The sequence below is a fragment of the Nitrobacter vulgaris genome (assembly GCF_002028545.1).
Classification (GTDB): domain Bacteria; phylum Pseudomonadota; class Alphaproteobacteria; order Rhizobiales; family Xanthobacteraceae; genus Nitrobacter; species Nitrobacter vulgaris.
Map to the genome: position 1 here is coordinate 135,304 of NZ_MWPQ01000039.1, position 26,669 is coordinate 161,972.

Consider the following 26,669-nt stretch of genomic DNA (forward strand, 5'->3'; position numbering starts at 1 on the left):
CTCGATTATGAATACACGTGCATCAATGACATTCACTACTCCGCTGCATCCTCCAACTCGTCCTCCTCGCTTGCCCTGATACTTCCCGCCTTTGCCAATCCCAGTTGAACCTCATCCTCGTGGCGCTCGGCGTTGAGCTTGAGGAGGCGGGCGAGCACCTCGTCGCGGACGTCGGACGGCCAAAAGAGCCGGCCCTGATAGGTGTGATCGTCCTCGGTTTCCTCGGTCAGGAATTGCGGTTGAGCGCGGTCGGCGAGGTCGTCCCAACCATAGGCGCGCAGCACAGCTCGATCCATGTCGGCATGGAGTTCGCGCAGGCGCACGATGCCGGTCGACGTCCCGTTTGCGTCGTGGAAGCGGTTGTAGGTCTTAGTCATCCCCTCGTTGCGGGCGACCATGAACTGAGCGCGGAAGTCGTGGTAGGCCTGTCCAGCGAGACCAAGTGCTTCGTCGTTGGTGTAGCCAACCGGGAATGGGAAAGTACGAAAACAGTCTGTGGGGCCATATCGAAGTGTCTGTCCAAGCGTAGATGAAAAATATCTCGCCCAGTTTTCATGGAGACGTGACTGCAGCACAGAGAACATTTGCTGACTTGGGTTTGTTATCACAACGACGGTATCAGCGAATATTGTTTCCGATGGCAGAAAGGCAAAGGCAACGTGTGCTGTGACGCGAGATATACCCAAGACATATTCTGATTTTCGCGCCGCTTCATATAAAGCAAACTGTGGTTCTCCGAAGCGCCACCATTTGTCCCTATATACGCCCCGCTTCAATTGATCCCGAACTGGTTTGACTTTCTCCCGCGCGATTTCCATCAGCTCAGGATATTCGAGGAGCGCATCCTCTTCAGAAAGATCGCTAAGGTCGAATGCGAATCTATGTGAAGCCTGCCTGGGATCAGTGTTCACCTCCTCGCCACCAAGGTAGGGATGTATTCTGGTCGAAAGGATCGGTCGCGCTGAGGTCATTCTCTCAAGATCAGCTATGGACGATGACTGGCCACGATCTGGATTTGAATCGTCAAACGTGAACCCCATGCCCAATAGAATCGAGCCAATGAACGACCGACCATCATTTGCGGAAATCTGGTGTGGTGAAGAATCATAATCTCCGCTGACCAAATAGGCAGAGACACGATGAACTGGCTTGCCATCAAGAAACGCCTGCCGTTCCGATCCTTTAATTATATTAAGTTCAGAGACAATTACAGCAGCGTCGCCAGGCCATCTCTTCCGCCGGATTGCTCGAAATATACGGCCTCCATTTCTCAATATTACTGAAATGCTTCCCTCTCTCGTATCGCCCTGCTGAATTGTACTGGTTGCAATCAGGCCAAGAGCACCTTCATGACGAAGGAGATCGAATGATCTAAGGAAGAATTGGCCAACAAGGTCCGTATTTTTGTTGGTTTCGCTGTGAGTAAATGAAAGCCACTCGGGGTACTTGTCGCCCAACTCTGTGGAGATTCGTTTGCCCCCCAAGAAGGGGGGATTCCCCACCATCGCATCAAACCCCGAATTGTCGCGCGAAAACACTTCCGGGAATTCTAGCTCCCAGTGGAACGGCCGTATCGGATGCTCGCCGTGCCGTAACGTGGCAGCGACCGCAGCGAGACGATCCTCGCGTTCGTTGGTACCGGAGCCTGACAACAACTTGGCGACTTCGACACGAGCTTCTTCGCGGGCTTTCGCCCTTTGGGCCGAGAAAAAGGCCGCGACGAGAGCGTCGCCGTACATACGCGGCTGATCCAATCTACGCTCGACAACGCGGTGGCGTGCCTCCTGAATGGCGCGGGTCACATCGTCGGATGCGAACTGAATCTCCCGCCGTCCGGTGGTCGCCTCGTTGACGCGATCATGGACTAACCCGCGAAAAAGCGGCGCGCTGTTCTTTGTCTCATCCCAATGCGCCGCCTCGATCTGCGCGCGCGTCAGCCCGACGAGACTGTCGCCTGATTTAATCGCGTGGTCGAGGAAGGTGAACTCATGCTCGCGCGCCAGCGTCGCCAGCCAGAGCGACAGGCGGGCGAGATCGACGGCCAGCGGATTTTTGTCGACGCCGTAGAGCGAGCGCTGGGCGACCAGGCGCCGGGCATGCAGCGCCTCGTCCTCGTCGGCGGGAATCTTTGGCTTCAGGTCCGGATGACGACCCCAGGCCTTCTCCAATCGCTCGCCGAGCTGACGGCAGGCCTCGACGAGGAAGGCGCCGGAGCCACAGGCCGGATCGCAGACCTTGATCTCCAGCACCTGATCCGGCGTCGCCTCTACACCGATGCGCTCGAAGGCGGCCTCCAGCGCATGGCGCACGATTGGCTCAGTGAGCGAGCGCGGGGTGTAGTGGCTACCAGAACGTCGGCGATCATCGGTCGGCTGCAAGATTGGGCTGCCGACCACCGTCACATGGCCGCCCGGCGAACCGCGCGGTTCGGCAATCACCGCCAAAGCCTCTGTCAGTTCTTGGGCCCCTTCGGCCCTTTTGATCGCCTCCAGCCGTTTTCCCGTCGGCGAGACACCTACGTCCTTAAGAAGCTTCTGGCGGTCTGCGCCCTTCTTCGCAGCCAAGGCGTCAATGTCGACGAAAACGGGCAGGTTCTTCTCGCCCTTGACCGCGATCATCCGGCCGGGCGCGCGCAACACCGTGAAGCCCATAATCGTCTCGTAGACCGAGCCGATCTGCTCAACATCGAGCGAACGGTAGGACAGCCTTTCGCGCACCCGATCGCCGGTGATGGCGCGTGCCTCGATGGTCATCAGCAATTCAAGGATTCGAAGGATCGCACCGTCGCGGATCGGCAGGACTTTCGCCGCCGTCAGCGGGTCACCCTCATCCCGGCCTTCAAGGAGAGGAAACACGTTCGGGTCGAACAGCTTTCCGCCCCGCGCGGTGATCCAGCCGGACGGATGGCCGCCATGTACCAGCCGGAACAGCGCCAGCAGCCGTCCCCAGCCGCCGACGCGTTCGTCCATCGTGTCGGGATTAAGCGCACGGTCTTCGGTTAGCCGGGCATAGAGTCCACGCACCGAATAACCCTGCTCGTAGATCTCGACGGCCTCGCCTGTGCGCATGGTCGGAATCATATCGCGATCCTCGGCATAGAGCAGGAACACCAGCCGCATCAGCGTGGTGAGCAGACCCTCGTAGAGGTGATGTGGTCGCGTCGCAGCCAGATGCTCGATGCGCTCGCGGTCAGCGGCGTGGAAGGCACGCAGCAACTCGTGCAGCGCACCCAGCACCTGCTCGGCGAGTTCGGCCGACACCTTGTTCTGCGCCTCACGCGAGCGGGCGAACAATTTCGGCAGGCGGCGCGGCTCCGGCTCGGTGAACAGCCGCGCGTGGCCAAGCATCAGCTTCACGCCTGCGAGCATCGCACGACCGGCGACAGTGGCTAGGCTGCGAAGCGGAAAGGATAGCCAGCCGGAAGTCTCGCCGCGCGGCGCGTAAATGAGCCTCAGATGCGAGCGATCAATCAGCACGCCAATGGCGACGCCGGTCTCGCGGAGCAGTCGTTCGAACTGCTGGTGCGGCGTCGCCTCCCAGCCGTCGAGCGCGCCGCGCTTGTCCGCCTCCAGATCGGTGTGAAGCTTCACGAGAACCTGGAAGGGCTCCGGATCGGTGCCGCCCAGATCGCGCACCGCCCAGTCGGGCGACAGGACCACGTCGTGCTCGTCGACCCGGGCAGCGAGTTTCGTTGGCAGTGCCGGCCCACCAGGCGCCCCGGCCACATAGCGCGCTTCCCAGCCAAGAATTCGTTCGAAGAAGACCCAGGGATCTGTCAGAACCGGTCCATCGCCGTCCGCGTCCAGGAGTTCCGCCACCGTCCGAGTATCCACTGCGGTCTGGTGCGGCGGGTTTAGGCCTTCTTCCCGGATGACATTCGGGCCGATGACCAAGCCGACAGGCCCAACGTGGTAGAGCCATTCAAGCTGCGGATCGACCTGGGTGTCGAACATGACGCTCATGACAGCCTCGGCCAGAGATAAACAATACCAACCGGCTCCAATCGCTCGGCTCTGACATCATAGGAGTCGGCGACGCGCTTCGGCTCCTCCACCAGCTCCTTTTCCAAGGTGTCGAGGCGGCGCTGCCAGTGCCGACGATCCGCCTCCCGCTGGCGTCGCTCGGTCGGTTCAGTCAGGTCGAGTTCGAACTGGTCGGTGTCCTTGCCGGCCGCCGCCTTGCGAATCCTGTCGCGTTGGGCCTCCAGCAAACTCCGGAGGGCAACCGATTCCTTGATTGCTATTTCGGCCAAGTCCTTCTTCGCCGCTTTGGCAGCCGCCTTGGAACGATCCACCAGCGCCGGGCGGAGGTCAGCAAGGTCCTTCTGAACGCCTGCGAGTAGCTTTCCGACAATCTCCTGCGGCGGCATGCTCGCGGTCCTCAGCGCCTCTTGTAACTCGGCCAGCGTGGTTTCCTCTCCCGCGGCGCCAAATGCCTTCAGTCCCTGATCCGAGCGGGCCGCCTCACTCCAAAACGCCGTCACCGGCAGGATTTCCTCGTGCAGCCGCGCTGCAGCCGGACCGAACAGGGCAAGCCGTCCGATGAGCACGACACGGGGCTGGGTGCCAGGTCCGTAGATGACGCTCGCGCGGTTCAGCCCGGCCCGGAAACCATGGGAAACAAATCGCGACAGGAGGCGGCGTACCAGGCGGTGCTCCAGATGGACGTGCACGATGCCCTCGGCATCGCGCCCGTCGGGCAGGACGGGTGCCTCGAATGTGATCGCCCTGACGGGCTTCTTGACCCGCCACTCGGCAAGCTGCTTCCGTTTCGGTGGCCGCCCTTCACGCAACTCGTCGAACAGGTCGCCCCAGGACGAATCCTTGGCAAAGATCGGCAAGCTCGGGTCCAGTTGGAACGCGCCATCGACACCCAGGTCGGCAGCAGGCGGCAGGGGTACACCGTCCCGCGCAAGCGCGGTACGGACGACGGATTGCAGTTCATCCGGCTCGATGCCGACCCGCTCGCGGGCATGCTCCAGTTCCCGGTCGAGCACGCCGAGTTCGCGAGATAGCCGCCCGAGCCGCTTCTCCTCCTCATCGGCCATCTCGCGCCGCGCGCGGTGGACGAAGGCGTTGCCATCGTCCTTCTCGATCTCGCGCGCCATGGCGGCGGCCGAACGCCTGGTGATGCCGGTGCTCGCGAGCCTCTTGTGGATGGTGTCGCCCAAGACTTGCCCGGCCGAACCGAGCTGGTTGCGGATCGTCTCCGTCTTCCGGACGAGGGCAGCGAGAACCTGATCCTCGGCACGTTGGGCATAGACGAAGTAGCGGCAGGTCACGACCTCGGCAGGCTGCAGCTTGCGATCAATGCGGCCGTTGCGTTGCTCAAGGCGCGAGGGATTCCAAGGCAGGTCAAAATGGATGAGGTCATAGCAGCGCGTCTGCAGATTGATGCCCTCGCGTGCGGCATCGGTGCACAGCAGGACGCGCAGCGGTTCCTTGGCCGGATCGGCGTTGAAGGCGAATTTCACCTGCTCGCGCCGATCCTGGCCCGTGATGCCAGTGAAGGTGGCGATGCGTTCCTCGCCGTGGTCGGTGTCCTCGAAGACTTCCTTCAGGCGCTTTTCCAGCCAGAGCCTCGTATCCTCCCATTCGGTGAAGATGAGGAGCCTGCGGTCGTTCCACCGTCCAGGCAAGGACATCATGTTCTTCTCGATCCAGCCGATGAGCCACTCGACGCGCGCGTCGGGTTTCCGCTCGTTGCGTCGCGCGATCTCCAGCATCGCTTCAACGCGCGCGATCGCCTCGTCGAAGTTCCGGACGTCGGGAGCGATCGCGTCGGTGGCGGCTTCCGCCACCTCGTCCTCCTGCTCTTGAACTGCCTTCAACAGGTCATCTTCACTGGCGCCCTCGCTGAATTCGAACTCGGCGGGATTGTCGGCGATCAGGGAAGCCGCTGCCTCGGAGGCGGCGGTCTCGGCCTTCTCCCGATGCCGCTTCAACGTCTCGAGATGCTTTCTCAGACTTCGGGCAAATGCGGGGATCGACGAAAGCAGCCGCTGCTGCAATCCGGACATCACGAAACGAGCCTTCGCCAGCGAAGTCCCCTGCAGGCCGTCCTCACACCACGACCGGTAATCCTCGAACAAATCCGACAGCACCAGCTCCGGCGTCTCCGCTGGAAGGTTGGAGAGGACGACGGGCTCGATCCGGCGCTTCGGGAACTTTGATACGTCCAGTTTCAGGAGGTCACTTTTCAGGCGCCGTACCATCACAGGTTCGAGGTCGTCGGGTTCCACCGGCACACCGCGGGTGAAGCGCTGCGGATCGAGGATTTCCAGAAGCGAGGAGAAGCTGTTGGAGTGCCCGTTGTGCGGTGTGGCGGAGAGGAACAGACGATGCTCGAACCGCTCGGCAAGGTTTCGTACAGCGCGGGTAAACTGGCTATCGGTGGCATAGGCCATGCCGCTGGCGGGAGCCGCATGATGCGCCTCGTCGAGGATCAGCATGGCCCGGGGCCGGAAGTTGCCAAATAGCTGTACTAGGCCGTCGGAATAGGATTCGTCCGCCAACAGGCTGTGCGAAATGATGAAGCGCGACCCCACTGACCAAGGATTCGCGGAGAACCCGTAGTTGCGGCGGACCGCAGCCAGGTAGTCGCGATCGATGATGGTGAAGCCGAGGCCGAACTTTTGCGCCAGTTCGTCCTGCCATTGGGCCGTCATGGCTGCCGGACTCGACACGACGGCATAATCAACACGGCGGCGGAGCAGCATTTCCCTGAGAACGAGGCCAGCTTCCACTGTCTTGCCAAGGCCAACATCGTCCGCAATGAGGAGGTTCACGCGCGGCAGCCGCAGTGCCTTGGCAAGGGGCAGCAGCTGATACGGATCGAGCCGGATTCCCGCCCGGAAAGGCGCCTGGAAAAGATTACGGTCGGCAGCGGTCGCCGACCGCCACGTTACGGCGCGCAGGTGGGCTGAAAAGACCTCGGGATCGTCCGTCCCGCTCTCGCCAATCCGATGCCAGGCGTCATCTTCGGCGCGGCTAAGATCGAGTTCAGCTTCGAGAATGGCACGCAAACCCTCGCCCTGTGCATCGTCGTCAATGCAGGCAAGGTCAAATGCTCGCAGCGGCGCGGCCCCATCCGGGACCCCCTCCACCACCCATTCCCTTCCTCTGAGCCGAACTAGTTCCCCACCGATAAGCCCACGCACCACCTCGTCACCAGCCAAGACACCAACCCCAAAGATTCCAACCCTCTGCGATTTCTAACAGAATGCGGGGCGATTTCACCCTTCGGAATCGTCTCAGGAGTCCTTGCTGATCGCTTCTCTGGCCTTCTTTAGAACTCGGAAGACCGATTGGTTACTGAGTCCTAGCTTCTTCGCTATTCGCGCTTGCGAAATGCCTTCGGATTGCAGTGCTATTATTAGGCTAGCTTGCCGTTGAGCCTGTGTCTGCCGTCTGAGATCGGATCGTAAGATATTGACATTCCAATATAATTCTTGGTTCTCAGTTCTGTTCCGCTTCACCCGCCAATCAATGTTTTATGCAGGTTTCCTGCAATATTCTTCGCAAAATACTCCCGCATATGGCGCGGTTGCCGCCAATAGAAGCGATTTCGGCCAGCACAAAACCCGGCACAGTGTGTTTCGATCCGTTCGCTCTATGATCAGACATGCTCATCACCAACCACCCCGTCCGAAAGCTCGGCCGCCAGCCATTCCGGCGAATCCCCTTCGCGCATTTTCGCGATGTAGAATCTGACGCCCTGCTGTCCCTCGAGCGCGACCTGAGATTTGTGCCTACGCCCTGTCCCAGGCGGGATGAGCAAGGGCCCTGGCGAAGGAGCTGGGCCGCCAGAATGCGCTTCGGTTCGAGGCGCGCCGCCTCTATCGGGAGCCTGATCTAAGGCGAGCTCATCTCTGCGGTTGCGTTTGCGTTGGGCTATTCGGCGCATTCTCGCCGGATTTCGGTGGCGTGCCGCGCCCGGTGAAGACTGAGAGACTGAGTAGCATCACGAGCACTACACCTCCGATAACCCAGCCGATCGTGGTGTTGTTGACGCGCCTTATATGGTCCTTCCCCCTGGAGGGATTGTCATTTGGGGATGCCATGTTGCCTGCACTCCATGCCTGTCTAGGAACTACAACCGCACAGGGTTTTCGCAGTTCCTGATGTAGCCCCCGCGCTCGGGCGATAGGGTGTGCGGCGCTCAGGCCAAATGTGGGAAAAGCGGAAGCTGGCGAGGGACAAAAAAGGTGGCCCGACTCTGCAAGAGAGCATCGGCTGTCACTATATGTTCAGCCGTGGGGGCAATAAAAAAGGAGCTCCCTATGTCCAATCAGAACGAGAAAAATCCGGACCTGCAGCAGCAGAGCCAAAGTCAAAATCCGAGCCAGCAGGCCGACGAGGACGAAATCAGGAAAGCCGAAATCAGGAAGGCCGTAAGGGCAGATATGATCGACCCGAAACATCCTCACGGCCAACAAGATACTGAGTATAGCGGTGGCACCTGATCGGGCCGAGCATCGCCGGGTGGCCCGCTGTACGCTTCTGGACTCGGCATCTCGCCTGTACCCGCTTGTATTGGTCCCTTGCTTTGTCGAAATAGCCGACCCGTTACGGGGACGGCAATGACGCACCGGGTACGATGACGCCGTCGACGATCGTCGCGGCGCGAACGTTGACCCACTTGTCTACGATCAGCGTGCCGCCCGTTGCCCTGATGTCGTAGTCGAAAAACTTCCACCCATCCGGTGATGGAACGAAGAAGACGTTCTCGAAGGAAATGTGCGTCGTCCCGGTGTCGGCGTAAATCGCCATGCCACGCCCGCCGCCGTGGATAAGCACATTGGTCATACGAACTTCGCCCTGGAAGTTGTCCGCCCAAAACAAGCCCGCAGACCCGATAAAACCCGCACCGCAATCGACGGTTCAAGCGCCATTTGCGCGGGGGATTCGAATGCGCCAACGACGGAATATTCGGAGTAATAGAGCTTTGCCATAAGGGTAACCTCCGCGGGTCCGTGCCCATTTAGAATAAATGCGTCTAATAAGGAGAATCTAGCGTGTCTTACTACCGAAACGCGAAGATGAAGCGCAGCAGGTTCACCGAAGACCAAATCACCGGGATATCGCCGCAAGGATGGCGTGAGTAACGCCACCATCTACAAGTGAAGTCCGCGTGGGTCGCAAAAGCGTGATGGCGTTACGTGGTGGTTCATCGAGATTGGCGCTTGTTTCTTGATTCTAAGCGTTGCATCGAAATAACGTTTAGGTGCTCGACAGTGGAGATTTCAAATGTCCCGGGGCTTTGGCGCGATCCAACGAGCGATACTCGAGGCGTTATCGGACAAATTGATCATCACCCTCTCGACACTTGACCTCGCTCACGTCGTCAACGGCGGGGTGCGCAGCAGGTCGATGATTGCATCAGTTCATCGTGCGCTTCGAACTCTGGAAGCGGTGGGCAAAGTCGTCCGGCTCGATGGGAGATGGGCTCTCGCGTCGCGACAAAGGGAAGCTCGGAGCTTCAGGCGCAGAGGACCTGAGTCGCCTGTGCAACAGAAAAACGAACGGTTGAAATTGATCTCGAAGATTCTTGGAATGCTAGGATCGTCTCAAGACGGTGAGGTTCTGGCGGCTGCGAAAAAAGCGGAAGCCAAGCGGGTCGAGCTAGGTTTGTCTTGGGACGATATCATTCTGGGACCATCTTATTCGATGAGTTAAGAGCAGTGCCCTGACATACCCTCGACCGATCTTTCGCGTTAATTCGGACGAGGGAGCGTGCACGCCAGTTCATTGACTGTCGACACACGCTGAACAAGCGTCGGGCATGACTCCCGCTGCATTATTGTCGAGCGCCGCGTAGACTGTTTCAGTCAGACAGCCATTTCTGTACGTATGCGTCGATGAGCTCGCGCACGGATTCGGATTTGATCACCAAGCCGAGGTCGATCATCTCCGCACCGATGAACCCGGACTCGCTCTGCGTCGGTACTGGCCCGGGCACGAGCTGGTTGGCCTCTTCTCGGAAGAATACCTCCGCCACCACGCCAGCAAACCATATCGTACGCGCCGCGTCGCCGCGCGGGCGCAGTGGATCGTCGCGCACCACAAAAACCGGGCTGCCGCTCGATCCGGGATACACCGCGGCGTCGATCAGGAATTGCTTGTGCCCCTCGAAATCGAGTTCCAGCGGCGTGGCGGTGGTGCCCCGGCGCAGGATGGGCACGAGGTTGACCTGATCCCACACTCCGCTGGGATAGCCGACGAACAGGACCTCCTCCAGCGCATCGAAGCCCCGCACCGTTGCCGCATCGGGAATGCGCTGGCTGTCGATCGCGTGATAATATAGCTGCACGCCGAGATCGCGCGCCGCACGCTCGAGCGGCCGCAGCGGCACGATGGCAAGATCGACCGCGGGGTCGGGATGGACGAACCACGCCGCGGGAAAGTCGTCGATGTTGAGCTGAAAGCGTTGGCCGAATGCCGGCTTACCCTCGCTTGTCTGGGTGAACACCAGGCCACCGCGGCGCACGCCCTCGACCAGATGCCGGTTGGTGACGATAAACGGCGTACTGCCCTTAGCGTGGGCGTGGCTGAGGATGAAGGCCGTGCCCGAGCCGGCGCTGCCGTCCTCGAGTTCGGTGTCCACCCGCACCGTGGAAAACAGCAGCTTCTTTGCTATGGAGTCGATTTCCATGGGGCTCACGCGTGCGCTACGGCGCGCTGGTTCAATCGCTCGATCGCGGCCACTGCGGCGCGCTGTGCTTCCTCGGCCTCGGCCTCGTTGCCCATCATGGTCAACCGGCCGAAAGAACCGAAGGCTTTGACATCTACCAAGGTGATGTGCGCGGCCTTCTCGGCCTCATTGGCGGCATACATGATATAGCCCGCCGGCTCGACCTCCAGGATGAACATGCTCTTGCCGGGCAGGATCATCGAGCCCTTGCGCAATTGGCGGTTGATCAGCGTGGCGTGGTCGGGCGTGATGGCGCGGATGATCTCGTTCCACGCTATCTTGCAGCGCAGCCGAGAATCCATCGTGGTGTTGAGCTGCCGTAAGATCAACTCGCCCGCGGCGAGCACTTCGCTCTGATTGCGGAAGTGGAGCTCCATCGAACCGAAAGCGCGCTCGACGACCTGCTCACCCATGCGCACGTTGGTTTTTTTCAGCGCGATATCCGAAAGATTGTGCACCGCCATGCCGGGGGCGACCTCGATCCACATGCAGGCATCGCCAGGCACCGGTAGAAAACCTTGCGAGGACGTCGCGATATAGGACGCCAGCTGCGGTTGCAGCGCGTCCATGAACACGTAGGTTCGCAGGGTGATCTTCATCCTCAGCCCACCCTCACCGCGTCAGGCTCATGTAGAGCATGGGCAGTTTTTCCGGCAGGCGCTCAGCCTTATCGATAACGGTGAAGTTCTTTATGCCAAAAATGCGCGACACGTATTGGTCGGCATGCGGATCGAGCGACAGACCATAGACCGTGATACCTTGACGGCTGAGTTCTTCCACTGCGGCCTTGGCATCGTGGCGCAGGTATTTCGGATCGGTGACGTCGTTGTCGGCCGGCTCGCCGTCGGTGACGACGAATATGACACGTTTGCTTCTGGGCTGCAGCGCCAGGTAGTGGGCGGCATGACGCAACGCTGCGCCCATGCGAGTGGAGAGCCGTCCTTTCATCCCCGCCAACCGCGCCTTGACTACATCGTCATACGGCTGGTCGAAATCCTTGAAGCGGTGGTAATGCACATCGTGCCGGCCGTCAGAGCAAAACCCATGGATGGCAAACGGGTCACCGATACGATCCAGCGCACCTGCCAGCAATACCGTGGCGGCGCGCGTAAGGTCCATCACTGTGTAGTCGTGGCCGCGCACCTTTTCGTTTGACGACTCGGACATGTCCAGCAGCACCAGCACCGCCAGATCGCGCAGCGCTCGCTTGTAGCGCATCATGATACGCGGATCGTGCTGCTGGCCGATGCGAATATCGATCATCGCGCGCACCGCGGCGTTGATGTCGATCTCGTCACCATCCTCCACGTGACGAATGCGCTGCATACCTTGCGGCACCATCGACTCGATCAGGAACTTGAGACGCGAGATCACCGGCTTGTGCTCTAGGATGATACCCTCGATCACCTCCAGTTCGCCCATCACCGGGTGGTACTCAAGCAACGTCACCCAGTTTGGACGCTCGAGCTGGATCTGATAGTCCCACTCGGGATAGTGGAAAGGCTCGGAGACCGGCGGACGGCCTTCCAGCGAGTTGATGCTGACGTTCTCCTGGTCGAGATAGAACTCGGTCGGAAGCTCCCAAACCTCCTGCGCATCGTCGCCGGCAAACTCAACGTCCACCTCGTTGACCATTTCCATCACGTTGACTTTTTTGCGCACCTGCTGGCGGGTCTCCCAGGTGGCAGCCATCACCTGCGCCTCGTCGTATTCCTCCAGAAACCAGACGGCGCGATTGTCATCACGGTAGATGGCGCTAAGCGCATCCGTAAGCTTGTTGTAGGTAGGCAGGTCGAGTTCGAACAGGTGGTGCGATAAATCCACGCCCAAATTCCAGCTCACCTGATTGCTGTCCAGATCAGACTGGGCACGAAACGCGGCCACGCCCTGCTGCACAAACGGATGCGGGTCGGTCGTGTCGAGATCGAGCAAGGCGCGGGCGAGACGATCAAGCAGCTCCCCCACGGTCTGCGGCTGGGCCGAATAGTCAAACACCGGATGCAGCGCTAACCAGGCTTGGCGCATCCCGGGGAATTTGCGAATCGCCAACTCCTCCACGCGCGCATCCTCGAACAGCTCGATCAGCGCCATCTGCACCGGCAACAGTTGCTGCATCGAAAGCGGCGTCTGGGTGAATACAAGATGCGCAGCGCAATGGTTGATGGCGGCGCGGTAGACCTCAAGCGCACTGACGATCCGTTCGGGCGCGGTCGCATCGCCCTCGGGTTTATAGTCGTCATAGGCGTCTGCGATGTGGATTACATAATGCTCGATATACGGCTTGAGCCCTTCGCGACTCTCGTAATCACCGGCGGTTGGACGCAGAAAAAAATCGCGACCCCAGATCGCACGCATGTAGATGTTGAGCCGCCGCTGAATGTCGACGAACAGCGTGCCTTTGCGCTCTTGCTGCAGCACGGCCATCGCATCGGCGCTCTGCAGTCCGAAATAAGTCGCCTGCCCTTCGAAGTCCGCCTTGTACGCCTGCGCTCCCCATTGCACCCAGCGGCGCAAGCCACCCAGCGTGAGCTGGCTGAGCAGGCGGTCGAGATTTTCCAGCATCGGCCGCAAGCCGCGCGGAGCCTGGGCCAGCACGATCTCGAGCACATTGAGGTATTGGCGAAATAGTTCGGCATCGCCCACTCTGTGCGCTGCGAGCGGCGCGGTGCTGGCGATCAGCGCCAATACCTGCCCCGAGGTTTTGGATGCCATGCTCAGCAGGAAGTTGACCAGATCGGGCAGCACCTCCTCGCCGATGGCACGCCCGACCTCCGGCATGGACTGGATGAAACTCACCACTAGGTCTTCGCCGCGACCAAGCTCATGCAGCGCCACTGCGCCTTTGAGATAATTATTCAGTCCGCGCGGGCTGATGGTGCGCGCAGCCTCGTTCCAGGAGGCGCGCAACAACTCCTGCGCACGGCCGGGCAGTTCGTCGAGAAGCTCCTGGAATTCGTCTAGGTGGATGGCCATGATATGTAAGTTCGGACTGCCCTTGTAATTCTAGCCCGGCCGACCTCTCGTTTCCTTTCTCACCTCGCGCCCGCAAGCCGTCGGAGACGCTCAGAAGTATGTCGTCACCGCGGAATCGAGCGCGTTGCGCATATCGGGATCGTCGGTGATGGGGCGCACCAAAGCCACGCGGCAGGCAGCCAGCGGCGCGACGCCGCGGGAAATCAGCGAGCCCGCGTAGATCAGCATGCGAGTCGAGATGCCCTCGTCCAGCCCATGGCCTTTGAGGTTGCGCGCATGTTCGGCGATGTGGACCAGCTTTTTTGCCGCTTCCAACTCGACGCCGCTCTCGTGCACGACGATCTCGGCCTCGACCTCGTGCTCAGGGTAGCTGAAGTCCAGCGCACCGAACCGCTGCTTGGTCGACTGCTTCAGATCCTTCATGAGCGACTGATAGCCGGGGTTGTAAGAGATGACGACCTGGAAATCCGGATGCGCTTCGACGATCTCGCCCTTTTTCTCGAGCGGCAGAATGCGCCGCGCATCGGTCAGAGAGTGGATCACAACCGTGGTGTCCTGACGCGCCTCGACCACTTCGTCGAGATAGCAGATTCCGCCGAAACGGGCCGCCATGGTCAAAGGTCCATCCTGCCAGCGGGTGCCGTTGGCATCGAGCAAAAAGCGGCCGACAAGGTCGCTGGCGGTCATGTCTTCGTTGCACGCCACGGTAACCAGCGGCTTGCCGAGCTTCCACGCCATGTATTCAACGAAGCGCGTTTTGCCGCAGCCTGTCGGGCCCTTCAGCATCATCGGCATACGGACCGAATAGGCGGCTTCATAAAGCTCGATTTCATCGGCTACCGCGCGGTAGTAGGGCTCCTTGGCGACGCGGTAGGCGTCGAGCCCGGCCGCGGCGCCGGCCGCCGCATCCGTCACGGCGCGAGGGGCCGCGCCGCTCGGCGCAGGGGAATCCGCGGGCACGTGGAAGGCTGGGTTTCGTCGCGGAAGGTAGCCGCGCCTGGTGGGATCGTCACGCATGATCGGGTTCCTGGAAATCTCAATCCGGCCAAATGCGGTCGGGGAACAATTCCTGCTTACTATCCGGCGGCTCGGCCGCCAGTGATTCTGTCGGGGCGCGCTTGGCGGTAGCGGCCTTGGCAGTGGTCGAAGCCGAGCGCGCCGTCTTGCGGGTCTCGGTCTTTTCTTCAGGGGTAGGCTCCGCGCCAGTCTTGGCCTGACGGACGCTGCTGGCGAGCTTGTCTTTGATGCTGGTCATGCAAGAATCTCCTCTATGAGGCCTTCGATTTCCGCGACCGCACTTTGGCCGCGCGCCCCTAGTTGGTATGCCGATACGCCCTCAAGCGCAGCGGTCTTGTAGATGCCGCGGCGGCGCACCGGGGTACGCATCACCGGCAGGCCGAACTCGGCCAGCGCCTCCTGCATCGCCGCCGATAGCGCGCTGCGCGCCTCGATCTGGTTCGGCAGCAGGTAGGCTCGGAGTCCCGGGTTGAGTCGTCGAGCCTCATCGATGTCCTGCGGTAGCCGCAGGCTGGCCCACAGATCCATCGGCGAAGGCAGCACCGGAATGACAGCCACGTCGCAGCTTTGCAGCGCCAGCGCCGCCGCACGGCTCTCGACCGCCGGCGGGCAGTCCAACACGACGAACGGATAGGCGCGAAAGTCCCGCCGCAGATCGACCGCGCCCACGCCCACGCGCAAGTGCTTGACCGTGGCCGGAAAGGATTGCGTGCCTGCCGCGGCCCATTGCGTGGCCGAGCCCTGCGGATCCAGATCCACCACAACCGCCGATGCACGCCGCGCCAGCCCCGCACCGAGATGCATGGCCACGGTGGTCTTGCCGGCGCCGCCTTTCTGGTTGATCACCGCGATGACCAGTGGCCCGCCCATCGCTCACTCCCCGCGCTCGGCCAGAGCAGCGATACGCCCGGCGAACTGTTCGTCCTCGGCGCTCAATGCGGCGCCGTCGGCCGCCCCGATCGTAATGTTGACGTAGGTGGTGCCGAAGTTGATGTTCTGCGGATGGCGCTGAATCTCCTCGGACAGCGCCGAAAGCGCGTCGAGGAAGGCGCGGGTCTGCGCATATTGCGCAAACGCAAAGCGACGAAACAACGTCGGCGGCTTGTCGCGGCGCTCCCAACCTTGGAAATCATCAGTCATGGGCGTCCTACCCCGGTTCGATCTGGGTTACGTGATCGAGATGCGCTAGCGCCTCCTGTAGCAAGGCTTCGAATAGCGAGGCGGTGTCGTTACCGCGCAGCCGACGGCGCGTACGTCAACGCGTCGACAACTGCAGAGACCCGAACCGAACCGTTGTCCGACCCAGCCGCGCCGCGGGCAACTGCCCGCCGCAAGGTGTCATACCCAACAGGACCTGCCGCGCCATCAAACGCTCGGCATGACCCGGTCGCTCCGGCTCGGCGCGCCGCTTGCGTGCCAAATTTTCGGCATCTCCCCAGGAGCGTGCGAGCACGCTTGGACGAGATACTTGCTGCACGCCGCCAACTCTTGATTGAGCGCGCGTGCGAGCCAGCCAGGGTTCGCCGATCGACCGCCACGACGTCCTCCGCGCAGGATCAGCTGCGGGTGGACGTGAGTTCGGCGTCGCGACCGCCACGGCTGCCGCCGTTGACCTCGGGTTGGGTCGGCAAGATACCCTCGACCTCGTTGTGCACTCGCGCGATGATGTGCGCGGCCACCAAGCCATCGCCCACGCGCTCGCAGGCGTCAGCCCCGGCACGCACCGCCGCGTTGACCGCACCGGTTTCGCCGCGCACCAGCACGGTGACGTAGCCGCCGCCCACAAATTGCCGGCCGATCAGCCGCACTTCGGAGGCCTTGGTCATCGCGTCGGCCGCCTCGATCGCGGGCACCAGCCCGCGGGTTTCAATCATGCCCAGGGCAATGCCGTTCACGTGTGTTGCCATGTCGTTGTCCTTCCAATTACCAGCAGGAGAAAAAGCCGAGCTTAAGCGCTCGGCGATTTCGGCAGAATGCCTTCGACCTCGCTGTGCACGCGGGCAATGATGTGCGCGGCCACCAGACCGTCGCCCACGCGCTCGCAGGCGTCAGCCCCGGCACGCACCGCCGCGTTGACCGCACCGGTTTCGCCACGCACCAGCACGGTGACGTAGCCGCCCCCGACGAACTGACGCGAGATCAAGCGCACCTCGGCAGCCTTGGTCATCGCGTCCGCCGCCTCGATCGCGGGAACCAGTCCGCGAGTTTCAATCATGCCCAGCGCAATACCCATCGATTCAGCCATCTGTTCACTCCTTGTTGTCGAAATAAAAGAATCACAAGCCAGTCACGGCACCTTGACGCCCGCTACGCGCGCGCCGTTTTGCTCTTTGCTCACCGCGTCATCACTCCTCCTCCCAGCCATCAATGATGCCGCAGATAGTCAGGTCGGTGGCCACTGTTCGATCAGGCATGGCCATACGTGCGGCTGTGCCGGCAGCAGTGAATACCCACTTGCCAGGCGGCGTTCCGACCGGGTCGGTCGCCACCGATAGTTCTCCCTTCTGGCCCCTCAGAATCCGAAGCGAAGCCGAGTTCATCTCTGGCACACGCCGGGTGCAGACCAATTCATCGACCACGCGCCAGATTTCCATCACGCCACCTCCGGATTCCAATGGTCGATGATACCGACGATGGTCAGATCGGATGGATAATCCCTGGCCCCTGCCGCATCGCGCGCCGCGGAGGACCCGACACAAATCACCCAGTCGCCCGGGATGCAGCCGACGGCATCGACCGCGACGCTGCGCGGTCCATTCGGCGTTTCCTGCACGACAAGCAGCGGACGATGACCCATGGCATGGATGCGATTGGTCGACACGAGGGTGGTACTTACACGCATGATCTTCATGGCTCATACGTCCTCAATGATCATCGACAGCGTCGTCGGCGACGAAGGCGCAGCGCTCGTCGCCGTCACGTTCGCTCACCGCAATCGCGCAATTGAGCAGACCCCGGGCGGCCAGATCGGGGTAACGCGACTCGATCGCGTCTCGCACCCGCCGACCCCGCGCGATCGCCCGCTCGCGCGACTGAGGAATCCGCACGTCGTATTCGAAATGCACCAGAACCGGCACGGGCAGGCCGTGCGCGACGTTGAGCTTGGAGAAGATATTGATCCCGACATCCATGTCGGGCGCGCCTTCCTCGATTGTATTGAGGTGAGCGAAATAAAACAGATTGCGCAATTGCAGCGGCCGCAGCGCTTCACCGGCAACAATGCATTCCTCGTCGTGACCGATTGTCGCGTAGCGCCCGGTGTGGTGCTTGATGACGTACTCGACCTGCGACAGGTTGGCCTCAGCCAGCGCCAGCACCAGGCGGCGCATACCATCGTGCATACGGCCGTTGCCCTGGCCCCAGCCACCCATGCCCTCGGCATCGGCAACGATCCCGGCGATACGCGCCCGCGCGGCATCGGGCGCTAGCCCGAGGGTGTCGCGGTAGACCTGCGCGGTTTCGAAGTAGCGGTGCGCGTTAAGCTCGCCGAAGCCATCAGGCAGATGGATGCGCAGCGCATCCAGATCCGTGTCAACGCCGATAAGCAGCACATCTGGAGCGGCGCCCGCACCGAAAGTCTGGTCGATCGCCGTCCGCAACTCATTCTGCAGGCGGTGCAGCGCCGCCTCGGTGGCCTGACGGTCGTTGCTGCCGTGAGCAGCGCAACCCTGGCCGTCCGGCGAGGAACTGCTGAAATGATAGACGGCGATCTTGAGGTAATTCAGGCGGTCACCATCGACCATAGCGCCCGACAGCCGCTCGACTTCGCGCTGCGCCCAGTCTGATACATCGACGTCGACATCGAACAGTGCGCCGGCATACGCCTTCACCCGCACATTCGGCCCAGGCAAAATGCGCAGCACATAGGGGCTGACGCCCTGCAGCCTGCCGTCGGAACAAGGGCTGATGTCAACGGTGTGGTAGCCGCACGAACGCAGGAAGTTCTCATCGAGCGGCAAGCGTTGGCGCCAACCGGCCTGCTCGGTCGACGCATTTTCAACACTCGCCTTCAGAGCGCTGAATATGCAGCGCGAGTGCAGTGCGGACAAATCCAGCCCGCACACCCAGGCGTCCTCGAGCACCTGCGACGGCAGATCGAAACCGAGTTGCTCGCGGGCAAGCTGCTGCGCGCGCTCGGTGAAGTTTCCGTCGTGCTGATACGTCGAGATATGTTTGAGCACGTCGACGATGCGGGTAAAACGCGAGCGCACGGTTCGCTCGTAATCGAACAGCATGCGATTGAGATCGCGATCGACCAGCGCATGCTCGCACATCTGCCCGCCGCCGATCATACACGCCGGATGATCGGGCATAGCCACCGCCTCGGGAGCCGCCACAGCAACTGGGCTGGCTTCTCGTCGCAGGGCCTGAAGGCGTTTGCGCGTGTTCATATCCGCGATCCTCAGCCGCGCGCCCCGCCGGAGACGGTCACCACGGCGCCGCCACGGGCGTTCCCCGCAGAACCCGTAATCACCGAGTCTGGCACTTCCGGCCGCTCGATCCCGCGAAACGTTACGGCACTCACCCCGACTCCACGCGGCTGGCCGCGCATAGAAGGATTACGCGCCAAGCTGGACGAACCCTCGGTGCCAGTGACACGGCTGTTACCGTCCCAAGCATCTCCCGAGACGCGTCGACCCTGCTGACTGCCTTCGCCGCTCAAACGACGCGCAGCGGGAAGCGAATGCTCTTCGTCACGCGGACGGCGCGATTGGTCGCCGTGCCGGAATTCCGGTGTGCCGGTGATCAGGCCATCGGCCTTGTTGATCGGACCTGTGATGCGCGAACTGCCCATGCCGCTGCCGGTAACGACCTCGGTCTGCCGCTCGCGCGCCTGCCGCGCCGGAATGGTGACACTGAAATCCCGGGGAGCGGGCGGACGCTGATCCACACCCCGCGAGCGGAAGCGATCACTCATCGCACATTGCCCGGACGCAATATTGTCCAGCCCGAGATAAGGCGTTCCCGAAATCGGCTCACAAGCGCCACGCTCGTCGCCGGTGACCTGCGACCCGCCCGCGCCCGGCCTATCACCGGTGACGACGGTGGCCGGAATCACCGCGCTGTCGCGTACCCGCGCAGCCTGCTGTTGACGCTGCGGCGCCTCGCAGAACCCCGAGTACTGGCCCTGACCGATGTATGGGGTGCCACTGATCGGCGCACAGGTCCCGGCCTCGTTTCCGGTGACGTGTTCCGCACGTCCAGCAGCAACGCCCGTAATCGTCTGGCCGCGCAGCGTGGTGTCGACCACGACTTTGCTGACCGGCGAGACTACCGGCAACGCTTCGACTGGACATACTGCGGCTAACTGGCGGGTGCCAATGTAGTCCGTGCCGGTGACGGGTTCGCACCCATAAGACTCGTCACCGGACAATTTTGGGCTTGGGGCGACCTCCGAGCCGGTCACAGTACGACCGCGCAGCGTCTGCATCTCCGCCACCTTCTTGGGGCTCTGCGTCTGGCACAGCCCGGCGAAATCGGCAGTGGTGTAGTACTGGCTGCCGGTGATGCTGCGGCAGGAACCGACCTCGTTGCCGGTTACCTTGGCCGACCGATCGACCGCGGTCCCCGAGACGACCTGTTCGTCGCGAGTGGACATCACGCTGACCTTTCGCGGGCCTCCTCCTGGAGGCGGCGTTCGACAGAAATCGCGAAACTGTTCAACAGTGTGATATTCGGTGCCGGTAATCGGACGGCAGCTTCCAGCCTCGTCGCCGGTCTGCCGTTCACTGCGGCCAACCACCGTGCCGGTGACAGGCTTGCCCGCAGCTGTATGTGTAACCGCCACTTTAGGGGGCGCGTCGTCGGTTTCCCCCTGGCTGTAACGCGTGCCAGTGATAGCGCGATCGGCGCCGTGCTCGACGCCTGTAACGCGGCGCGGACGGTCGACCAGCGCACCGGTGACGGTTTGGCCCTTGTCGGTACGGGTGAGCGCCACCTTCCCCAGCGGGGCGGACGGGCGCGTCGAACAAAACTGCTCAAAGCGCTCGCTCGAAAGATATTCCGTGCCAGTCACGGGACGGCACGCGCCTGGCTCATCGCCAGTGGTCTTGGTGGAGCGCCCCAGCGCGGTGCCGGTGATGCGTTGCTCGCGCAGCGTGCTGCTGATCGCGACCTTGGGCGCTGCCGGCTCGGGCCGGGTGCCACAGATCGTCTGGAACTGCTCGAAGCCGATATACTCGGTGCCGGTAATCGCGCGGCAGGAGCCCGGCTCATTGCCGGTCACCTTGGAAATGCGTTCGACCTGGGTACCGGTGACGGTCTGCCCAGAGAGCGTGTGCCCCTCCTCGACCTTGGCCGGTGCATCGACCACGTTGCGAGCGCGCACCCGACCAGTCGGGCGCGTACCGGCACCCGACGTCTTGTCGATTCGACCCGCCAGTGCCCGCACCAACCGATGCTGCATCGCGACCTGACGGCCGGTTGCGCCTTTCAGCATGGCACTCTGCCAATCCTGCGCCGGCATCGAAGCGGCGATCCGCGTCGCTTGGGCGATGCGCTTCAGACCCTTTTTACCGTCTTGGTTCAGCGCAGCACGGCGCATCTTAGCGAGCGCGCGGCCGGTCGCCTCCGGCGCGTTCACGGCTGCACGCGCGACCGCCGGAGTATCGATTTGCACCGCCTCAATCTGCGCCGCGTCCTTCCGCTGCGCGCCGCGGCTGCAGCCACACTGTCCGCCGCAACTGCATTGCCCGCCGCAGCCGCAGCCGCAATCGGAGCCACGCACCTCAGCTTGAGCCGTACGGCTCGGGCGCAAATGCGCCGCCGGACGGGATGCCGCGCCCTGCCCGGCGTTCTTCAACCCGGCCTTCCCAACCGTGGACAGCGCCTGCCGTCGGATTCGCGCCGCGGACTTCGATGTCACCGGTTGATTAAATGTGGCCGATGCAGACGCCACCGCCGATGCGGCTGTAGCAGCACCGCCATGATGCGCGCTAACAAGGTGTGCCGCATTTAGCTGCAAGCGGCCGGCGGCGGAATGCTTGACGGTTTGCGCCGTCGAGACGGTCCCGGCCTTGCCGTGACGCGCCATAGCCTGCCGGCGCTGGAGCGCCAGTTCACGGCCGGATAGAGTTGCAGTGGCATGACCGGGGGCGACGTTTGTCATTCGGACCTCAGCACAAAGAACCCGATGAAGGGGCGGCACCAAAGCGCCGCGCCGCGTTCAAATCATGGGCGCCGAATCGAGTCGGCTCCAGCGCCCACTTCATCAGCGATACACCACGAACGCCATGCCCTGGCTCTGGGCGTAATTGTCGTACGCAACGAAACGCACCATCTGATCCGGAAACTCGCGGTGACAGGCCTCGATTTCGGCCACCACGGCGTCGACGGACTGCTCGCCGAACAGCGGCAGTTTCCACATGTACCAGTAGCTCGCTTTGGCGGGCGTGCCCTTTTCGGTGTGTTCGACCGCCGGATTCCAACCCTGAGCAATCGCGTGGGCGATCTGACGGCGCACCTGCTCGGGCGTCATCTGCGGCAGATAGGAGAAGGTCTCGTATTTCTTGAGCGAACGGTAAGCTTGAACAGCCATGACTTAGTCCTTTCGATTTTTGCTGGGCGGCGGCGCCCAATGGGCGCTGCCGACCCTAGCCGGCGACCGGTTACTTGTTGGCGACGGCGAGCTTGTCCATGGTTTCAAACTCGAACTTGATCTCTTTCCACGTTTCCATGGCGATCTTCAGTTCGGGCGAGTGAGCGGCGGCAGCGGTGAGGATATCCTTGCCTTCCTTCTCCAGATGACGGCCCTCGCCGCGCGCCTGGACGCAGGCTTCGAGCGCCACACGATTGGCGTGTGCGCCAGCGGCGTTGCCCCAGGGATGGCCCAGCGTGCCGCCACCGAACTGCAGCACTGAATCGTCGCCGAAGATCGTGACCAGCGCAGGCATGTGCCAAACGTGGATACCACCGGACGCCACGGCGAAGCCGCCCGGCATCGAACCCCAATCCTGATCGAAGAAGATGCCGCGCGAACGGTCTTCGGGAACGAAGGATTCGCGCAGCAGGTCGATCCAGCCCAGGGTGGAAGCACGATCGCCTTCGAGCTTGCCCACGACGGTGCCGGTGTGCAGATGGTCGCCGCCCGACAGACGCAAGATCTTGGTCAATACGCGGAAGTGGATACCGTGATGCGGGTTGCGATCGATCACCGCATGCATAGCGCGGTGGATGTGCAGCAGCATTCCGTTGTTGCGGCACCAGTTCGCTAGACCCGCGTTGGCGCAAAGCCCGCCAGCGAGGTAATCGTGCATGATGATCGGAGCGCGGATTTCCTTGGCATACTCGGCGCGCTTGTACATTTCCTCAGGCGTTGGCGCGGTCACGTTGAGATAGTGACCTTTCCGCTCGCCGGTCTCGTGTTCGGCTTTTTGAACAGCCTCCATCACGAAATCGAAACGATCGCGCCAGCGCATGAAGGGCTGGCTGTTGATGTTCTCGTCGTCCTTGGTGAAGTCCAGACCGCCACGCAGCGCTTCATAGCAGGCGCGGCCGTAGTTCTTCGCGGACAGACCAAGCTTCGGCTTGATGGTGCAGCCCAACAGCGGACGGCCGTACTTGTTAAGCTTGTCGCGCTCGACCTGGATACCATGCGGAGGGCCGCCGCAGGTCTTCACGTAAGCGATGGGGAAGCGCAAATCTTCCAGACGCAGAGCACGGACAGCCTTGAACCCGAACACGTTGCCCACCAGAGAGGTGAACACGTTGACAACCGAACCTTCCTCAAAAAGGTCGATGGGATAGGCAATGAAAGCGTAATAGCAGGTATCGTCGCCCGGCACGTCTTCGAGGCGATAGGCGCGCCCTTTGTAGTAATCGAGGTCGGTCAGCAGATCGGTCCACACCGTGGTCCACGTGCCGCAAGACGACTCGGCAGCAACCGCCGCCGCCGCTTCTTCGCGATCCACCCCAGGCTGCGGCGTGATCTTGAAACACGCCAAAATATCGGTGTCGAGAGGCATGTAATCCGGCTGCCAGTAGCTCTGCCGATATTGCGTGACGCCCGCCTGGTATGATTTGACTGCCATATTCGAGGACTCCTTCATGCGCGCTTTTGCGGTAAGCGAACTGCGGTAAGCGAACGACGGGCGAGGACCTACCGCGGTGCGGGGCATCCCCCCACCCGGCCCGGGGATGACGTTCGTGGGTCTCAGCAAGGCCTGTGATTCAGCCAGCCCAGCGATTCACGAGTAAAGAACATAGAAGAGGATCGGCATAAACACTAATTGATATTTTTGATCGAATGCATTAGTGTCGCTTATGTATCGGCCATGCATCTGACCCTCAGACAGCTCCAGATCTTCGACGCTGTGGTGCAACAGCAGAGCTTTACACGCGCGGCCGACGTTCTGCACCTCACCCAGCCAGCGGTCTCGATGCAGATGCGACAGCTGGAAGAGCAGATCGGCGTACCGCTGTTCGACCACGTCGGGAAAAAGATCCACCCCACCGATGCAGGTCGCGAGTTGCACCGTCATACCACGCTCCTCGGCGCCAAGATGCGCGACCTCGAGTCGGCGATGGAGGAGTTCCGTGGCGTCCATCGCGGAGAACTCGACCTCACCGTGGCGAGCACGGCCAACTACTTCATGCCGAAGCTCATCGCAGCTTTCTGCGCCTGCCATGCCAGGGTGCAGGTACGGCTGCAGGTGTCCAATCAGACGCATATCCTCGAGACGCTCTCAGCGGCGAACCAGGACCTGGCCATCATGGGGCAGCCGCCCGAGGACGGTGAGCTCGTCGCGCGCGCATTTCTCGACAACCCGCTAATGGTCATCGCCTCGCCCGAGCATCCACTCGCCGGACGCCGCAAGATTCCGCTGGTGGAATTGGGTCACCAGCCGTTCATTACACGCGAGCCCGGCTCGGGCACGCGAAACGCCGCGGAGCGTCATTTTTCGCGTCTCGGCGTGGAATTCCACTCAGTGATGGAAATGAGCAGCAACGAGGCCATCAAGCAAGCTGTCGAAGCCGGACTGGGGCTCGGCATCCTGTCGCTGCACACCCTGGAATTGGAGCTGGCGATACGCCGCCTGGTCACCCTCGATGTGGAAAGTTTTCCTATCGTGCGGCAGTGGTTCGTCGTGCACCGCAAAGGTAAACGCCTATCGGCGGTGGCGCAGTCCTTCCTGGCGTTCATCACCCAGCAAGCACGGCTGCTGGCCTCGCCCAAGCATCCGCAGCAATTCCGCTCACGCCATGAACTTGACCAGGCGACCGACCTGGATGTCGCTGACGAAAAGCACTCCTGAATGGGCCTCGAAAAACGGCTGGAAACCCTCGAGCAGCGGATCGAACAGGCTTTGCGGCACGGCGGCGATGATCATGATGAGAACGTCATCTTCATTGAACATCAAGTGCCCTTCGTACATGCCGTGGGCGCCCTTCCCGGACAGATTGCCGATGATGGTGTAGCCCTTGACCCCGGCGCGATCGAGCAAGTCGGTGGCGAATTCCCTGTGCTCGCCCTGAAGAATGATTTCCAGCTTTTTCAGCGGATGCAGTTTGATCTCGTTCATGCGGAGTGTTCCTTCTCGGCAGGAGCAATCAGAGCCGGACGCTCTTCCCACTGGCCATTGTTGAAGACAAAAGGCTTGTAACCCTGAGTGGGGTCGATGACGATGGCGCGAATCCACCCGCCAAGCACCAGACTCTTGACCTTGACCACGCGTTCCAGCACACGGCCGGCAAAGTCCAGCGGCGCCTCGATCAGCGCGATCAGACGCATCGGCTCGTGGTAAGGCCGTCCCTCGCGCATCACCGTCTGCATCGGCAGGCCGGTCCGCAGATCGCTCAGGTTACCGGTCATCACGCCGAAGCGGCCGGACACGTTATGGTAGACCTTGCTGCCGCTGCCCAGATGGGCATTGTCCACGGTGGAGAAGAAGTGTTCGAGGTTGATCCACTGGCCCACCACCACCGGGGCAGCGAGCAAATTTTCCAGCAGCCGGCCCTTGGGGTCGCAGCGCCAGTCGTAAGATAACAGAAAGGCGGTGCCCTTTAGATCCGCGTTTTCGGTGAGCGCGCGCCGGCCGACGATGCCGTATACGTTCCCCGACAGCCCCCACTCCGGCCGGACCTGCGCCCAATCCACCGCCAAGCGGTTCGCCAGGCGCCAGGCTTCGGCCGGCTCGATCGCCTTCGCGTCCGGCAGAAGCTTGGGCATGCGCTCGGCCGCCGTCAGCCGCGAGGCCGCGCGCAGGCCTTCGCGCAGGCGGTCCAGATACACCAGATGGCGCGGCGGCAGCAGGTCAAGGTCGGACAACTCGATGGCATCTGTGGTGGTGACGTGCAGCGCGGGCATGAACCAGGTGTCTTCCGGGATGGTGATGCCCATGGCCGCCAGCCGCTCGCGCACCGCGGCCTTGTTGGCCATCTGCGCGAACACCCGGGCATTAACCAGGCCGCTGGCGCCACCGCAGGCGCCGCAGTCCAGCGCCGACTCGTAGGGGTTGTTCTCGGTCTTCCCACCGTGGCCGACAACGAGCACGAAGCGCGAGAAGGTCTGGGTCAGCCCGATCATCGTCAGGGCCGTGTGCACATAGTTAACCTGCTCGTCGAGCGAGTAACCTATGCGCCCCAACCGCTCGAGCTGATGATTTGCATAGTCGGCATCGACACCATATGCCTCACGCAGCTTGTCGATGAACTCGACCTCCTGCGTCTGAGATACGCGGAACTCCGTGCGCAACCGCGTCGGCCCGTCGCGGTGGCGCAGCGCGATTTCGCGCAGTTCGCGGATCATGTCGTCATCGACCCGCTCGCGCTCGATTTTCAGTTCCTCATGCAGCGCCTTAACGATCATCGCTCGCTGCAGCGTGCGAATGATGGAGTCGGCCTGCTCGCGGGTGAGCTTGTCCACCAACAAGCGGGTGACCGGCTTTTCTGTATCGATGCGGCTGCGCCAGCGGCTGTAGGCCAGCGGCGCCAGGGTTTTGCCGAACAGGTCCAACCCGAACAGCATACCCACCGCCTCCACCGTGACG

General features: G+C 61.9%; 22 protein-coding genes. 2 read left to right on the top strand and 20 right to left on the bottom strand.

The annotated features are described in order from the left end of the window. Positions 1 to 35 precede the first annotated feature (35 nt). Positions 36 to 3,962: an Eco57I restriction-modification methylase domain-containing protein gene (locus B2M20_RS09145; protein ID WP_244553474.1), complete on the bottom strand. Its 3,927-nt coding sequence runs from the start codon at positions 3,960 to 3,962 to the stop codon at positions 36 to 38. Next, positions 3,959 to 7,162 (bottom strand): DISARM system SNF2-like helicase DrmD, encoded by a 3,204-nt coding sequence (gene drmD, locus B2M20_RS09150; RefSeq protein ID WP_079446765.1) that lies wholly within the window; start codon positions 7,160 to 7,162, stop codon positions 3,959 to 3,961. The genes B2M20_RS09145 and drmD overlap by 4 nt, the downstream gene beginning before the upstream one ends. Positions 7,163 to 8,281: 1,119 nt before the next feature. Here drmD and B2M20_RS09155 point away from each other — a divergent pair. Further along, positions 8,282 to 8,464: a hypothetical protein gene (locus tag B2M20_RS09155; RefSeq protein WP_079446731.1), complete on the top strand. Its 183-nt coding sequence runs from the start codon at positions 8,282 to 8,284 to the stop codon at positions 8,462 to 8,464. 103 nt (positions 8,465 to 8,567) lie between these two features. On the opposite strand, the gene B2M20_RS09160 is transcribed toward B2M20_RS09155, so the two are convergent. The 16 genes from B2M20_RS09160 to B2M20_RS09240 all read right to left on the bottom strand — a co-directional run bounded on the left by B2M20_RS09160 (position 8,568) and on the right by B2M20_RS09240 (position 23,711). Then, complete coding sequence (locus B2M20_RS09160; protein WP_139372872.1) at positions 8,568 to 8,807, bottom strand: hypothetical protein; 240 nt, start codon at positions 8,805 to 8,807, stop codon at positions 8,568 to 8,570. A gap of 1,018 nt (positions 8,808 to 9,825) precedes the next feature. Then, positions 9,826 to 10,653 carry a S1 family peptidase gene (locus B2M20_RS09170; protein ID WP_079446734.1) on the bottom strand — a complete coding sequence of 276 codons (828 nt, stop codon included), beginning with the start codon at positions 10,651 to 10,653 and terminating at the stop codon, positions 9,826 to 9,828. Positions 10,654 to 10,658: 5 nt separating this feature from the next. Next, positions 10,659 to 11,180: a hypothetical protein gene (locus tag B2M20_RS09175; protein ID WP_244553475.1), complete on the bottom strand. Its 522-nt coding sequence runs from the start codon at positions 11,178 to 11,180 to the stop codon at positions 10,659 to 10,661. 124 nt (positions 11,181 to 11,304) lie between these two features. Beyond that, positions 11,305 to 13,665: a nitric oxide reductase activation protein NorD gene (locus B2M20_RS09180; RefSeq protein ID WP_079446736.1), complete on the bottom strand. Its 2,361-nt coding sequence runs from the start codon at positions 13,663 to 13,665 to the stop codon at positions 11,305 to 11,307. A gap of 90 nt (positions 13,666 to 13,755) precedes the next feature. Further along, positions 13,756 to 14,682, bottom strand: a complete 927-nt coding sequence (locus B2M20_RS09185; protein WP_201789012.1) for a CbbQ/NirQ/NorQ/GpvN family protein — start codon at positions 14,680 to 14,682, stop codon at positions 13,756 to 13,758. 19 nt (positions 14,683 to 14,701) lie between these two features. Continuing rightward, the gene (locus B2M20_RS09190) at positions 14,702 to 14,920 is read right to left on the bottom strand and encodes a hypothetical protein (RefSeq protein WP_079446737.1); all 219 of its coding nucleotides are present in this window, start codon (positions 14,918 to 14,920) and stop codon (positions 14,702 to 14,704) included. Beyond that, positions 14,917 to 15,552: a ParA family partition ATPase gene (gene parA / locus B2M20_RS09195; protein WP_079446738.1), complete on the bottom strand. Its 636-nt coding sequence runs from the start codon at positions 15,550 to 15,552 to the stop codon at positions 14,917 to 14,919. The genes B2M20_RS09190 and parA overlap by 4 nt, the downstream gene beginning before the upstream one ends. A 3-nt stretch (positions 15,553 to 15,555) precedes the next feature. After that, entirely contained in the window at positions 15,556 to 15,822 is a 267-nt protein-coding gene (locus B2M20_RS09200) for a 4a-hydroxytetrahydrobiopterin dehydratase (protein ID WP_079446739.1), read from the bottom strand. 416 nt (positions 15,823 to 16,238) lie between these two features. After that, positions 16,239 to 16,556: an alpha-carboxysome major shell protein CsoS1 gene (locus B2M20_RS09205; RefSeq protein ID WP_274533958.1), complete on the bottom strand. Its 318-nt coding sequence runs from the start codon at positions 16,554 to 16,556 to the stop codon at positions 16,239 to 16,241. 74 nt (positions 16,557 to 16,630) lie between these two features. After that, positions 16,631 to 16,927, bottom strand: coding sequence for an alpha-carboxysome major shell protein CsoS1 (locus B2M20_RS09210; RefSeq protein ID WP_079446741.1), 297 nt, complete (start codon positions 16,925 to 16,927; stop codon positions 16,631 to 16,633). A gap of 100 nt (positions 16,928 to 17,027) precedes the next feature. Continuing rightward, entirely contained in the window at positions 17,028 to 17,276 is a 249-nt protein-coding gene (locus B2M20_RS09215; protein WP_079446742.1) for a carboxysome peptide B, read from the bottom strand. Further along, entirely contained in the window at positions 17,276 to 17,533 is a 258-nt protein-coding gene (locus tag B2M20_RS09220) for an alpha-carboxysome shell vertex protein CsoS4 (RefSeq protein ID WP_079446743.1), read from the bottom strand. The genes B2M20_RS09215 and B2M20_RS09220 overlap by 1 nt, the downstream gene beginning before the upstream one ends. A 13-nt stretch (positions 17,534 to 17,546) precedes the next feature. Next, the gene (locus B2M20_RS09225) at positions 17,547 to 19,073 is read right to left on the bottom strand and encodes a carboxysome shell carbonic anhydrase (RefSeq protein WP_079446744.1); all 1,527 of its coding nucleotides are present in this window, start codon (positions 19,071 to 19,073) and stop codon (positions 17,547 to 17,549) included. Between the two features lie 11 nt (positions 19,074 to 19,084). After that, entirely contained in the window at positions 19,085 to 21,790 is a 2,706-nt protein-coding gene (locus B2M20_RS09230) for an alpha-carboxysome scaffolding protein CsoS2 (RefSeq protein ID WP_079446745.1), read from the bottom strand. A 102-nt stretch (positions 21,791 to 21,892) separates the two neighbouring features. Continuing rightward, positions 21,893 to 22,219, bottom strand: coding sequence for a ribulose bisphosphate carboxylase small subunit (locus B2M20_RS09235; protein WP_011315232.1), 327 nt, complete (start codon positions 22,217 to 22,219; stop codon positions 21,893 to 21,895). Between the two features lie 70 nt (positions 22,220 to 22,289). Beyond that, positions 22,290 to 23,711, bottom strand: coding sequence for a form I ribulose bisphosphate carboxylase large subunit (locus B2M20_RS09240; protein WP_079446767.1), 1,422 nt, complete (start codon positions 23,709 to 23,711; stop codon positions 22,290 to 22,292). Positions 23,712 to 23,954: 243 nt separating this feature from the next. Here B2M20_RS09240 and B2M20_RS09245 point away from each other — a divergent pair, with 243 nt between their 5' ends. Beyond that, a complete protein-coding gene (locus tag B2M20_RS09245; protein ID WP_079446746.1) occupies positions 23,955 to 24,935 on the top strand; it encodes a LysR family transcriptional regulator in 981 nt (326 codons plus the stop codon). Here the strand turns inward: B2M20_RS09245 and B2M20_RS09250 are convergent. Both B2M20_RS09250 and B2M20_RS09255 read right to left on the bottom strand, forming a co-directional pair. Continuing rightward, positions 24,876 to 25,202, bottom strand: coding sequence for a P-II family nitrogen regulator (locus B2M20_RS09250; protein WP_079446747.1), 327 nt, complete (start codon positions 25,200 to 25,202; stop codon positions 24,876 to 24,878). The two genes, B2M20_RS09245 and B2M20_RS09250, sit on opposite strands and share 60 nt — an antisense overlap. Then, positions 25,199 to 26,669: putative inorganic carbon transporter subunit DabA (locus tag B2M20_RS09255; protein ID WP_139372873.1), on the bottom strand; the 1,471-nt coding region annotated here is incomplete at its 5' end. The genes B2M20_RS09255 and B2M20_RS09250, both read right to left, overlap by 4 nt.